Source organism: Roseomonas sp. WA12 (assembly GCF_054165765.1).
The window spans coordinates 2,730,870-2,742,710 of the sequence record NZ_CM135108.1; the positions used below are offsets into that span (position 1 = coordinate 2,730,870).

The 11,841-nt window shown below is 71.0% G+C and carries 11 protein-coding genes, 1 tRNA gene and 1 pseudogene; 7 read left to right on the top strand and 6 right to left on the bottom strand.

Annotated features, from left to right (window positions below; translation table 11 throughout):
- Positions 1-44: 44 nt before the first annotated feature.
- Complete coding sequence (locus ACVBD7_RS13105; protein ID WP_458097696.1) at positions 45-365, bottom strand: YnfA family protein; 321 nt, start codon at positions 363-365, stop codon at positions 45-47.
- Positions 366-413: 48 nt separating this feature from the next.
- Here ACVBD7_RS13105 and ACVBD7_RS13110 point away from each other — a divergent pair, with 48 nt between their 5' ends.
- The 3 genes from ACVBD7_RS13110 to ACVBD7_RS13120 are packed head-to-tail and all read left to right on the top strand — an operon-like array spanning position 414 to position 2,266.
- The gene (locus tag ACVBD7_RS13110) at positions 414-1,115 is read left to right on the top strand and encodes an ATP12 family chaperone protein (protein WP_458093680.1); all 702 of its coding nucleotides are present in this window, start codon (positions 414-416) and stop codon (positions 1,113-1,115) included.
- Entirely contained in the window at positions 1,112-1,387 is a 276-nt protein-coding gene (locus ACVBD7_RS13115; protein ID WP_458093681.1) for an acylphosphatase, read from the top strand. The genes ACVBD7_RS13110 and ACVBD7_RS13115 overlap by 4 nt, the downstream gene beginning before the upstream one ends.
- Before the next feature lie 45 nt (positions 1,388-1,432).
- Positions 1,433-2,266, top strand: a complete 834-nt coding sequence (locus ACVBD7_RS13120) for an alpha/beta hydrolase (protein WP_458093682.1) — start codon at positions 1,433-1,435, stop codon at positions 2,264-2,266.
- A gap of 30 nt (positions 2,267-2,296) precedes the next feature.
- On the opposite strand, the gene ACVBD7_RS13125 is transcribed toward ACVBD7_RS13120, so the two are convergent.
- Positions 2,297-3,418: an NADH:flavin oxidoreductase/NADH oxidase gene (locus tag ACVBD7_RS13125; protein ID WP_458093683.1), complete on the bottom strand. Its 1,122-nt coding sequence runs from the start codon at positions 3,416-3,418 to the stop codon at positions 2,297-2,299.
- Positions 3,419-3,466: 48 nt separating this feature from the next.
- Entirely contained in the window at positions 3,467-4,156 is a 690-nt protein-coding gene (gene mtgA / locus ACVBD7_RS13130; protein ID WP_458093684.1) for a monofunctional biosynthetic peptidoglycan transglycosylase, read from the bottom strand.
- A 202-nt stretch (positions 4,157-4,358) separates the two neighbouring features.
- On the opposite strand from mtgA, the pseudogene ACVBD7_RS13135 reads away from it, so the two are divergent.
- Positions 4,359-4,801: pseudogene (locus ACVBD7_RS13135) on the top strand (DUF3016 domain-containing protein).
- Between the two features lie 230 nt (positions 4,802-5,031).
- Positions 5,032-6,423: a DEAD/DEAH box helicase gene (locus ACVBD7_RS13140; RefSeq protein ID WP_458093685.1), complete on the top strand. Its 1,392-nt coding sequence runs from the start codon at positions 5,032-5,034 to the stop codon at positions 6,421-6,423.
- Between the two features lie 146 nt (positions 6,424-6,569).
- Here the strand turns inward: ACVBD7_RS13140 and lipB are convergent, their stop codons facing one another.
- Positions 6,570-7,247: a lipoyl(octanoyl) transferase LipB gene (gene lipB, locus ACVBD7_RS13145; RefSeq protein ID WP_458093686.1), complete on the bottom strand. Its 678-nt coding sequence runs from the start codon at positions 7,245-7,247 to the stop codon at positions 6,570-6,572.
- A 47-nt stretch (positions 7,248-7,294) separates the two neighbouring features.
- Here lipB and ACVBD7_RS13150 point away from each other — a divergent pair.
- A tRNA-Leu gene (locus ACVBD7_RS13150) sits at positions 7,295-7,380 on the top strand.
- A 95-nt stretch (positions 7,381-7,475) separates the two neighbouring features.
- On the opposite strand, the gene ACVBD7_RS13155 is transcribed toward ACVBD7_RS13150, so the two are convergent.
- Complete coding sequence (locus tag ACVBD7_RS13155) at positions 7,476-7,676, bottom strand: hypothetical protein (protein WP_458093687.1); 201 nt, start codon at positions 7,674-7,676, stop codon at positions 7,476-7,478.
- 107 nt (positions 7,677-7,783) lie between these two features.
- Here ACVBD7_RS13155 and ACVBD7_RS13160 point away from each other — a divergent pair, with 107 nt between their 5' ends.
- On the top strand, positions 7,784-10,057 hold the full coding sequence (locus ACVBD7_RS13160) for an NADP-dependent malic enzyme (RefSeq protein ID WP_458093688.1): 2,274 nt from the start codon (positions 7,784-7,786) through the stop codon (positions 10,055-10,057).
- Between the two features lie 21 nt (positions 10,058-10,078).
- Here the strand turns inward: ACVBD7_RS13160 and ACVBD7_RS13165 are convergent, their stop codons facing one another.
- A complete protein-coding gene (locus ACVBD7_RS13165; protein ID WP_458093689.1) occupies positions 10,079-11,764 on the bottom strand; it encodes a hypothetical protein in 1,686 nt (561 codons plus the stop codon).
- Positions 11,765-11,841: the final 77 nt, after the last annotated feature.

Consider the following 11,841-nt stretch of genomic DNA (forward strand, 5'->3'; position numbering starts at 1 on the left):
CTACAGTCTGGCCGGATCCCTTCGCTGATCCGCTCTGGCCGGCCCTAACGAGCCCCCCAGAGAACGACAGCCGCCCCCGACAGGCACAGGGCCGCCCCGCCCAGATCCCAGGTATCCGGCACCTGTCCTTCAACTGCCCAGAGCCAGCCCAACGACATCGCCACATACACCCCGCCATAAGCCGCGAAGGCCCGCCCCGCGGCGGAAGTCTCGACCAGCGTCAGCAGCCAGGCGAACAGCACCAGGCAGCCCAGCCCCGGCACCAGCGCCCAGGCGGACCAGCCCATGCGGCGCCATCCCCAGAAGGCGAAGCACCCGCCGATTTCTGCCAAGGCCGCTGCCCCGTAGATCATTGCCGTTCCCATGGCCGGGCAGCTTGCCACGGACACCCCCGAGACCCCACCTCCGCCCCCATGAAGCGATTCTGGTCCGAAGCCGCCGTCCAGCCCGTCGATTCAGGCTGGGGCATCGCCCTTGATGGCCGCCCGCTGCGTCTGCCGGGCGGCACCACCCTGCACCTGCACAGCCGCCCCCTGGCCGAGGCGGTGGCGGCCGAATGGCACGTCGCCGGCGGCGAGAAGGGCGCCGAGATGACGATGGAGGAGGTCCCCCTCACCCGTCTCGTCGGCACCGCCGTGGACCGGATTGCGCCCGATCCAGAGCCGAGCGCCGCCGCCATCGCGGAGTACGGCGAGTCCGACCTGCTCTGCTACCGCGCCGAGGATCGCCGGCTGGCCGCGCTGCAGGCCGAGAACTGGCAACCGCTGCTGGACTGGGCGGCGCTCCATCTCGATGCGCCGCTCAACCTCGCCACCGGCATTATCCATGTCGCCCAGCCGCCGGAATCGCTCCGTGCGCTGCACCGGGCGGTGGCGGCGCATTCCGCCTTTGGCCTTTCTGCGCTCGGCATCGTCGTGCCGGCGCTGGGCAGCCTTGTCCTCGGCCTGGCGCTCTCGGCTGGGCGGATCGACGCGGCGGAGGCGCATCGCCTGACCATCCTCGACGAGACCTACCAGGAAGCCTTTTGGGGCACGGATTCCGAAGCCCTGGCCCGGCGTGCCCGCATCGCCCAGGATATTGCTCTCTCCGCGCGCCTGCTGGAGCTTGCGCGGTGAAAGCCCGGCTGCTCCGCATCGAGGGGCGGGTGCAGGGTGTCGGCTATCGCGACTGGCTGATCAGGCAGGCGAGCTCCGCTGGCCTCAGCGGCTGGGTCCGCAACCGGGCGGACGGCACGGTGGAGGCCCTTCTCTCCGGCGAGGAAGCGGCCGTCGGTGCCGTCCTCCTCGCCGCCCGGCGTGGCCCACCGCTCGCGCGGGTGGACCGCATCGAGGAGAGCTTCGCCGAGGCGCCGGAGGAACCTGGCTTCCAGCGCCGCCCGACCCTTTAGACCCTGCCCGCTCTGTTCCGCCGCGACACGGTGGAAGGACGCCCTGTGCAAGCACTGGCCCGCCCCGTCATCCTCACCCTGGTCCTTCTCGTCCTCCTCGCGCTGGCCCCGATCGTGGCGATCTGGGCCATGCAGGAGCGCTTCATCTTCCCGGTCCGGCATAACGGCACCCCGGTCGCCCCCTCCGGCATCTGGCAGGTCGGGCATGTGGAAGCCCCCGGCTCCGGCCGGCTTGCCCTCCTCTACGCCGATACGGGCACCAATCCCGGCGCGCCCGTTCTGCTCTTCCTTCACGGAAACGGCTCGCGCGCCGCCTTCGCGGCCATCAACACCGAGATGCTGGCCCGGGCCGGCATTCCCGTGCTGGCGGCCGAGTATCCGGGCTATTCCGGCAATCCCGGCGTGCCCTCCGAGGCCTCGCTCAGGGCGACCGCCGAGGCCAGCGCAGCCTGGGCGAGGGATCGATGGCCGGGCCGGCCGCTGGCGGTGCTGGGCGAGAGCATTGGCTCCGCCCCCGCCATTCATCTGGCGGCAAAGGGCGCCGCCGACCTGCTGGTGATCGACAGCGGCTTCACTTCGATGACCGAGACCATCCGCATCCACATGCCCTGGGTGCCAGCGGTGGCATGGCTCAACCGCCACCCGATGGATGCCATTGCCGCCATCCGCGGCGCGGCGAAGACCTTACCGCCGACGCTGGTGATGGTCTCCAAGGCGGATCACATCGTGCCCACCGCCATGGGCGAGGCACTGGTGGCCGCCATTCCCGGCAGCACGCTGTTCCGCTCGGATTGGTCGGGCCATCCGGTGATCCATGGCGACCCGGCTTCGCGGGAGGTGCTGCTGCGATGGCTCCTCGGCCAGGGCAGCAGCCGCTAACCCGCCCCGGCCGGGGCGGCGCCGGCCGGCTCAGCGCTGCCCGTGCGCCGCGCCCGCGAACAGGTCCTTGTACTCGCGCGGCTGGGACCGCCAGTACTGCTTCGGCGCGCTGACATGCGCGCCCAGCTTCGCGGCGGCGTGCCAGGGCCAGCGCGGGTCGTAGAGCATGGCGCGGGCAAGCGACACGGCATCCGCCCGGCCCTCGGCGATGATCGCCTCGGCCTGTTCCGGCTCGGTGATCAGCCCCACCGCGATGGTCGGCAGGCCGACCGCCTCCCGCACCCGCTCCGCATGCGGCACCTGATATCCCGGGCCGAGGGGGATGGTCTGGGCCGGCGAGACGCCGCCGGTGCTCACATGAATGGCGGCGCAGCCGCGATCGCGCAGCGCCTGGCTAAAGGCGACCGTCTCCTCCAGGTCCCAGCCGCCCGGCACCCAGTCGGTGGCCGAGACCCGCACCCAGACCGGGCGCTCGGCCGGGAAGGCGGCGCGCACGGCGTCGAAAACCTCCAGCGGAAAGCGCATCCGGTTCTCGAGGCTGCCGCCGTACTCATCCTCCCGCTGATTCGCCAGGGGCGAGAGGAACTGGTGCAGCAGGTAGCCGTGGGCGGCGTGGATCTCGATCGCGTCCAGCCCCAGCCTTGAGGCGCGGCGGGTAGTTGCCACGAAGGCGTCCTTCACCCGCGCGAGGCCGGCGGCGTCGAGAGCGACCGGCGCCTCCTCATCCGGGGAATGCGGGATGGCTGAGGGCGCCTCTGTCTGCCACCCGCCCGGCTCGTCCGGCCGGATCTGGGAACCGCCATCCCAGGGGGCGCGGCTGGACGCCTTGCGGCCGGCATGGCTGATCTGGATGGCGACCGGCATGGGCGAATGCGCCCGCACGGCCTTCATCACCCGTGCCAGCGCCGCCTCGTCCTCCTCCGAGTACAGGCCAAGGTCGGCGGGCGAAATACGGCCTTCTGGCGACACAGCCGTCGCTTCCAGGATCATCAGCCCGGCGCCGGAGAGGGCGAGCTGGCCGAGATGGATCAGGTGCCAGTCGCCCGCCTGCCCATTCTCGGCCGAGTACTGGCACATCGGCGCGATGATGATGCGGTTGGGCAGTTCCAGCCCGCCCAGCACAAGCGGTTCGAACAGGGGACTCGTCGGCATGCTCACCTCTTCCCTGGCGGACCGGGACGGCCGCCGATGTCGTGCGCTCTAACGCAGGCAGTCCAGCAAGGGCCCGAGTTGGCCGATGCGTCGCTCGATCACGCCTGCGCGCCCCTGCACATGCTCGGACGGCCGAGCGGCGGACCAGTTGAGCGGGCTGGGCAGCACCGCCGCCAGCCGCGCTGCCTCCCGCCGCGAAAGATTGGCCGCGGACTTCCCGAAGAAGGACCGCGCCGCGGCCTCGGCTCCGTAGATGCCCGGGCCGAACTCCACGATGTTGAGATAGACCTCCATCACCCGCCGCTTCGGCCAGAGCAGCGCCACCTGCGGCGTCAGCCAGGCCTCCACCAGCTTTCGCAGCGGGTCCCGGCCGGGCCAGAGGAGAAGGTTCTTCGCGGTCTGCATGGTGATGGTGCTGGCGCCTCGCGGGCGCTCGCCCTCCATCAGGTCGCCGATCTCGCCGCGGAGTGCCGCGAAGTCGAAGCCGAGGACCTGTGTGCAGAACAGGTTGTCCTCCGCCGACACCACCGATTCAGCCAGAGCGGGCGCAATGGATTCGAGAGGGACCCAATCCCGTTCCCACCCGTAACCCTGAACCGAGCGGATCATCATCAGCGGGGTGAAAGGCACCGGCACGAAGCGGAACAGGGCGATCAGCAGGAGCGGCCCGAGCAGCAGCACCAGCGCCACCCGCGCCAGCCTCTGTCGCCATCCTGGCCGCCCGGTCGTGAGATGCAAAAGCTGCTGCCGCCCCATCCCATCCCCGTGGCCGGGCCGCCGCTCCCCGTCAAGGCGGCGACTATCCCGAGCAGTGCATGGCTCTTTCCGGCCCCGCGCCACAATCCCATCTGGGCGGCCAGGGATCGAACAGCAGAGGGTGGATGCCATGCGCTCCCGAACGGCCGTTACGGCCATCCTCGCCGCGTTCTGCGCGGCAAACATGGCCCGGGCCGGTGAGGCGCGGGGGGAGTTCGTGACGCCTGAGCGCTTCACGGATGCTAGCGTGACCGGCGACCACCGGATCGGCCCCGAGGAACCCACGCTGCGCGAGTTGGCCGACCATGTCCGTCGCCTGGCCCAGCACGGCCTGCCGGAGAGCCAGCTGTTTGACATGCAGGTCACCGATATCGACCTGCCGGGCGCTACGACCCGCTGAGCCTGGGGGCGCGCGACACCCGCATCGTCCGTGGGGTGGACTGGCCGCAAATTACGCTTCGCTACAGCCTGCGCGGCAGGGAGCGGGTGCCTGCTGCCGGGGACGAGGTCCTGCAGGATCAGGCCTTCGAGTTTCGGGCGGGGCACATCCAGCCGGGCGGACACTTGTTCCTGGAGAAGGCGATGCTGGACGACTGGTTCCAGAAGCGCTTCCCGCGGCAGGGTTAGGACCCCGTTTTCCTTCTTTATCTTGCACCGCAGCACGAAAGAGGCCATATCGTACCGGTGCCCGGCCCAGCCGTGGCCCCGCCCCGGCCGCGTGAACGGCCGCCACGCGCATGATGCGCGCGGCCCTGACCGGGGCGTCAGACCTTCCGATACCCTGGATGCGACCGGACACGCGGGGCGCTTCCACCCGCATCGCGCGGCCCCGGATGGGCCGTGCCCGATTGGAATCCATGACACAGTTCAACGAGCTCGGCCTTGCCGCGCCCCTTCTGCGCGCGCTTGAGGAAGAGGGTTACACCACTCCCACCCCGATTCAGGCCCAGGCCATCCCCGCCGCCCTCGCGGGCCGCGACGTGCTGGGCATCGCTCAGACCGGCACCGGCAAGACGGCCGCCTTCTCGCTGCCCCTATTGCACCGGCTGGCGAACGACCCGAAGCGCGCAGCCCCCTACACCTGCCGCGTGCTGATCCTCTCGCCGACCCGCGAGCTGGCCTCGCAGATTCATGAGAGCGTGCGGGCCTATGGCCGCCACATCCGCCCCAGCACCGCGCTGGTCTTCGGTGGCGTGCCGGAGAACCCGCAGAAGCGCGCCATGGCCAAGGGCGTGGACGTGCTGATCGCGACGCCTGGCCGGCTGATGGACCTGCTGAACCAGCGCGCGCTCAAGCTCGACGGCATCGAGGTCTTTGTCCTCGACGAGGCCGACCAGATGCTGGACCGCGGCTTCTGGCCCTCCATCCGCCGCATCGCCGGCATGCTGCCCCGCACGAAGCACACGATGTTCTTCTCGGCCACCATGCCGGACGACATCGCCAAGCTGGCGAAAGAGCTGCTGCCCGACCCCGTGCGCGTGGAGGTGACGCCCGTTGCCACCACCGCCGAGCGGGTGAACCAGCGCGTGATCCACACCCGTGCCGACGGCAAGCGCGCCCTTCTGGCCGACCTGCTGCGCGGTGAGGGCGTGGGCCGTGCCCTGGTGTTCAGCCGCACCAAGCACGGTGCCGACCGCATCGTGAAGCAGCTGGAGCAGGACGGTCTCTCCGCCGGCGCGATCCATGGCAACAAGAGCCAGGGCCAGCGCGAGCGGGCGCTGGAGGCCTTCAAGAAGGGCACCGCGCCGATCCTGGTGGCGACCGACATCGCCGCCCGCGGCATCGACGTGGACGGCGTGACGCATGTCATCCAGTACGATTTGCCGGAGGTGCCGGAGACCTATGTGCACCGCATCGGCCGCACGGCCCGTGCCGGCGCCTCGGGCGAGGCGGTGGCGCTGGTGGCACCCGACGAGATCTCCCTGCTCCGCGCGGTGGAGAAGCTGACGCGGCAGGAGGTTCCGGCCGAGGGCGAGATCCCGACCGGCCCCGTGCCGCGCCGGCCGAATCGCCAGCAGCAGCAGCACCGCGCGCCGCGCAGCGACGCGCCCCGGCGCGACCAGCGGCAGTTTCAGGGCCGCCCCAGCGGCCACGGGGGCGGCAAGCCCGGCGGCCAGGGCCAGCCCGGTCGGTCGGGCACTCCCTCCGGGGGGCAGCGCCGGCCGGAGCCGGCCCGTGCGGGCGCCGGTGGCGGCGAGCGCAAGGATCGGTCCTGGCGGGAAGGCGACTTCCGCGACAGCGGTCGCTGAGATCAGGAAGGGCGCCCCTCGGGGCGCCCTTCTTCGTTCCGGCATTCCATGCATCCGCGCGCCAACTGCGCAGCGTCACCTCGGCGACGACGAGCCCTTCCGGCCGAGCACCGTAGCACGCAAGGTTCGCGAAGCCCGGCGCGCGGTCAGTCAGGGTTCCCGAAGACCTCTGCCCAGGCGGCGATGAGCGCGGAATCCGTCTCCTCCATCGTTGCCGGGATGCCCAGCGCGTGCAGGCTGGTCACACCGTGCCCCGTGATCCCGCAGGGCACGATGCCGCCGAAATGGCCGAGGTCCGGCTCCACGTTCAACGCGATCCCGTGCCAGGATACCCAGCGGGAGACCCGGACGCCGATGGCGCCGATCTTCGACTCCGTCCCCGTGCTGCGATCCGCCACCCAGATGCCGACGCGCCCCTCTCGCCGTTCCCCCCTGACGTTGAAGCGGTCCAGAGCCCGGATCATCCATTCCTCGAGGCCGTGGACATAGGCTCGCACGTCGCGGGCCTGGACGGTGCCATGCGGACGGGTGAGGTCGAGCATGACATAGGCGGTGCGCTGGCCGGGCCCGTGATAGGTCCACTGCCCGCCGCGCCCGGCCTCGAAGGTGGGAAAGCGCGTGTCCAGCAGCCCCTCCGCCCGTGCGGAGGTGCCGGCGGTGTAGCTCGGCGGGTGCTCCACCAGCCACACCGCCTCCCCCGCCGTGCCGGCGCGGATTCCGGCCACCCGGGCCTCCATCGCGGCCAGCGCGTCGGGGACGGGGATGCGTCCGTCGGAAATCAGCCACTCCGGGGCATCGTGCCCAGTTGATGCCGCCGCGCTCATCGGCTATAGGCCCCGCCGCGGAGCGGATCAGACACCGTCCTCTGCATGCGGTCATGGCGGAATGGTAGACGCGCCAGCTTGAGGTGCTGGTGGGGGAAACCCCGTGGAAGTTCGAATCTTCTTGACCGCACCATCTTCTTCACCGGTGTCACCTCGGGCCGCCCGTATGGCGCCCGCCCGGCGCATGTAGCGCGCCACGCACCGGACTCACAGGGCACCTTTTCCCGCCTACCCCATCGGCAGCGGATCGTCCGATCCAGGACGTCCGATCACCATGCCCGTGCCGTTGCAGGCCAGGCACGGCTTGCCCATCAGTTCCCCTTTCCCCTCGCACTCCTGGCAGACGACCTCCTCTGTTCCGGGCGTGCCGGTCAATGCGCGGTCTCCCGGCCGGGGCTCGCCGCCCGGATCGTCCGATGGTCCTGGCATGCTTGCCCTTCCCTGTTCCTGCCATGCGCCGAACGCGAGGGATGGACGGCGGTTCCCGCATGCCATGCCGTCTGGCGCCGCGCCGCTGCCAGGGCCATAACCGCGGGATGGACGAGGATTTCCGCAAAGCCGCGCTCGATTATCACCGCCTTCCGCGCCCCGGGAAGCTGTCGATCGAGCCCACCAAGCGCATGGCGACCCAGCGCGATCTTGGCCTGGCCTATTCGCCGGGCGTCGCGGCGGCCTGCATGGAAATCGCGGCCGATCCGGCGAAGGCCTATGACTACACCACGCGCGGCAACATGGTCGCCGTCATTACCAACGGCACGGCGGTGCTGGGGCTGGGCGCGATCGGCGCGCTGGCCTCCAAGCCGGTGATGGAGGGCAAGGCGGTCCTCTTCAAGAAGTTCGCCAACATCGATTCCATCGACATCGAGGTCGATGAGCGCGACCCCGAGAAGTTCATCGAGGCGGTGGCGGTGCTGGAGCCGAGCTTCGGCGCCATCAACCTCGAGGACATCAAGGCGCCCGAGTGCTTCGAGATCGAGCGCGCGCTGCGCGCCCGGATGAAGATCCCGGTGTTCCACGACGACCAGCACGGCACCGCCATCATCGTGGCAGCCGCGGTGCGGAACGGGCTGCTGGTGCAGGGCAAGCAGCTCTCCGAGTGCAAGATCGTCACCTCGGGCGGCGGCGCCGCCGCGCTGGCCTGCCTCGACCTGCTCGTCACCATGGGCGCGCGGCGCGAGAACATCACGGTCTGCGACATCGAGGGCGTGGTCTATGAGGGCCGCGAGGTCCTGATGGATCCGTACAAGTCGCGCTACGCCCGCGCGACCGATGCGCGCACGCTGGCCGATGCGCTGCCCGGCGCGAACGTCTTCCTCGGCCTTTCCGCGCCCCGCGTGCTGAAGGCCGAATGGCTGCCCTCCATGGCGCCGAGCCCGCTGATCCTGGCGCTGGCGAATCCGGAGCCGGAGATCCTGCCGGAGGCGGTGCGCGCCGCGCGGCCGGATGCCATCGTCGCCACCGGCCGGTCGGACTACCCGAACCAGGTCAACAACGTCCTCTGCTTCCCCTTCATCTTCCGGGGCGCACTCGATGCGGGCGCGACCACCATCAATGAGGCCATGAAGGTCGCGGCGGTAGAGGCCATCGCGCGGCTGGCGCGGGCCGAGGCGAGCGAGGTCGTCGTCGCGGCCTATGGCGGCCAGGCGCCGATCTTCGGCGCCGACTACATCATCCCCAAGCCCTTCGATCCGCGCCTGATCCTCGAGATCGCGCCGGCGGTGGCGCGGGCCGCGATGGAATCCGGCGTCGCCACCCGCCCGATCGAGGATTTCGACGCTTACAAGCGCGAGCTGGAGCGCTTCGTCTTCCGCTCGGGCGACCTGATGCGCCCGGTCTTCGCCGCCGCCCGCAATGCCGCACGCCGCATTGCCTATGGCGAAGGCGAGGACGAGCGGACGCTGCGCGCCGTGCAGACCGTGCTGGACGAGGGGATCGCTGAGCCCGTGCTCATCGGCCGTCGCGAGGTGATCGCGGAGAAGGTGCGCATGATGGGCCTGCGCATGGATCTCGAGGACAGCGTGACGGTGCTGGACCCCTCGACCGATTCCGAGACCCTCGCGCCGCTTCTCGCGCTGTACCAGGGCAAGGTCGGCCGCCGGGGCATCCCGCCCGATGCCGCCGCCCGCGCCCTCCGCACCCGGCCGACCGTTGCCGCGACGATGCTGTTGGAAACGGGCCAGGTGGATGCCGCGATCGTCGGCGGCACGGGCGAGTGGATGACGCACTGGCACCAGGCCTTCGACATCGTCGGCAAGCGCCCGGATGCGGGCCGCGTCTATGCGATGACGGGCGTGATCCTGCCCGCAGGTACCCTGTTCTTCGTGGACACCCACCTACTCGTGGACCCGAACGATGAGCAGATCGCGGAGATGACACTGCTGGCCGCCGAGCAGGTCCGCGCCTTCGGCGTCACACCGCGGGTGGCGCTGCTCTCCCATTCCTCCTTCGGCGCGTCGGACGCGCCCTCGGCCCGCAAGATGCGGCGCGCACTCAAGCTCATCCACGCGCGGGATCCGGAGCTCGAGGTGGATGGCGAGATGCATGCCGATGCCGCGCTGGAGCCCAGCATCCGCGACCGCACGGTGCCGGACGGGCGCCTGACCGGTTCGGCCAACCTGCTGGTCTTCCCCAATCTCGATTCGGCCAATATCGCCTGCAACCTGCTGCGGGCGGCAGCGGACGGGCTTCAGGTCGGGCCCATCCTGCTCGGCATGAACAAGCCGGTGCATGTCATGGTGCCCAGCACCACGGCGCGGGGCATCGTCAACCTCTCGGCCATCGCGGCCGCCCAGCCGGACCCGGCGTCCTAGCGACGCCGGGCCGGGGTTGGGTCAACGCCCCGGCGGCGTCGCCGTGGCGGTGATGTTCATCCGCCGCACCAACTCGTCCGGCGGCATGGAGCTGACGGCCATCATTTCCATCAGCGGCACCGGCTTGGCTGGCCGCAACGAGACATCGATCGTGCCCAGGTCGCGCGCGAAGGAGGCCAGGGCGGAGCGCAGCCGCCCCAGCTCGGCGCCGCCCTTGCCGGCGCCCGCCCCGGGGATCGGCATCTGCATCACCATGGAGGCGTAGCCTTCCCGAAGCTGCCGCTCCGGCACGCCCTGCTGCTGCGCCTGCTGGGCGACGATGGCCCGCAGCAGCCCGTCATCGGTGTAGCGCATGGTGAAGCCCGCCATGCTACAGCTCGCCATCATTGCCATCGGGTCGTCCGCCACCGGCTGCCCTGGCGCGGGAACCTCGAAGCCGCGGAGGTCGGCGGTGAAGCCGAGCCGCGCAAGGCCATCGGCCCGCAGCGACAGAGGGTCGGTCACCAGCCGGCGCTCCGCCCGGTTGGTGCGGGTGCCCAGCTCCAGCGCGCCGAGCACCCGCTTGATGCCCAGCCCGTCCAGCCAGGACCCGCCGTATTCAGCCGGCAGGTCGAGGGCGAGGCCCTCGACGCCGACGCTGCCGAGCTCGATGCCGGGGGTCGCCGGGTCCCATCCGGCGCGCGCCCGCATCCGGCCGACCTGCAGCAGGGGCGCCCCGTTGGTAGAGACGCCAAAGCCCTCCACCTCGGCCTGCTGCTCTTGCCCGGGGCCGAGCTGTGGCGGGTTCACGTCATGGGTGAAAGCATGGGCCATGTCGCGCACCGCCACGCCCTTGACGGACATGCGGCCCAGCTCGGCCGTGAAAGGCCCGGTCTCCGGCGTCTCGCCCTGCACTCCCACGCCCTCGATGCCGATCGTGGCCAGGCGGCCCGGCCCCCAGCCCTCAGCCTGGGCGCGCCCGAGGCGCAGCGTGACCTGCTGTTTCTCGACGGCCAGTTCCACCCCTTCCAGCTCGACGGCATCAGCGGCCAGCGCCCAGGGGTCGATCGCGCCGCCGATCCGCGGCACCTCGGCCCCGGCCAGGCGGGCACGGCCCAGCCGGATGCGCACCTCGCCGTCGTTGCGGTCGGTGAAGCGGAAGCCCTCCACCACCGCCTCGCGCAGCCGGCCGGGCGCGTAGCCGGCGAGGCTCAGCCGGCCCAGTTCGGCATCGCCGCGGCCGGGGTTCTCCATCCGCATGCCCTCGGCCAGCGCCTCCTCCGCGGAGGCTGCCGACCAGTCCACCGAGGCCGCGCCCGGGGCAGCACCCGGGACGGCCGGAAGGACGAGACCGGCGAAGGTCACCCGCCCGACGGTCGCGAGGATGCGGCCGGGCTTTTCGGTGGTGACGCCTTCCATCCGAAGGCCGCTCAGCACGGCACGGCCGACGCGATCGCCGGCCAGTCCGCCAAGCACCACCTCCTCGGCCGTCATCCGCTCCGCCCCGCGACGGACCGTGACACCCGCCAGGCGCGCCGTGCCGCTGACCGGATCCACGCTGCGGCTCTGCCACTCCACCGCGCCCTCCGGGCCAAGCCCGCTGCGAAGGCGCGCGATGGCGGCATCGAGCTGCCGTTCGGCTTCGGCTTGCGCATGCGCGCCGAGTCCGGCAGCGAAGGCGACAGGCAGGGCGATGCAGCCCGCGAGAAGCAAATGGCGACGGGTCATGGCCGGTGTTCTCCCGTGGTTTCGGGGAGGCTAGGAGAGGCATCGGCGAAAGGCCACCGCTTCCGCGCCGTTCCCTC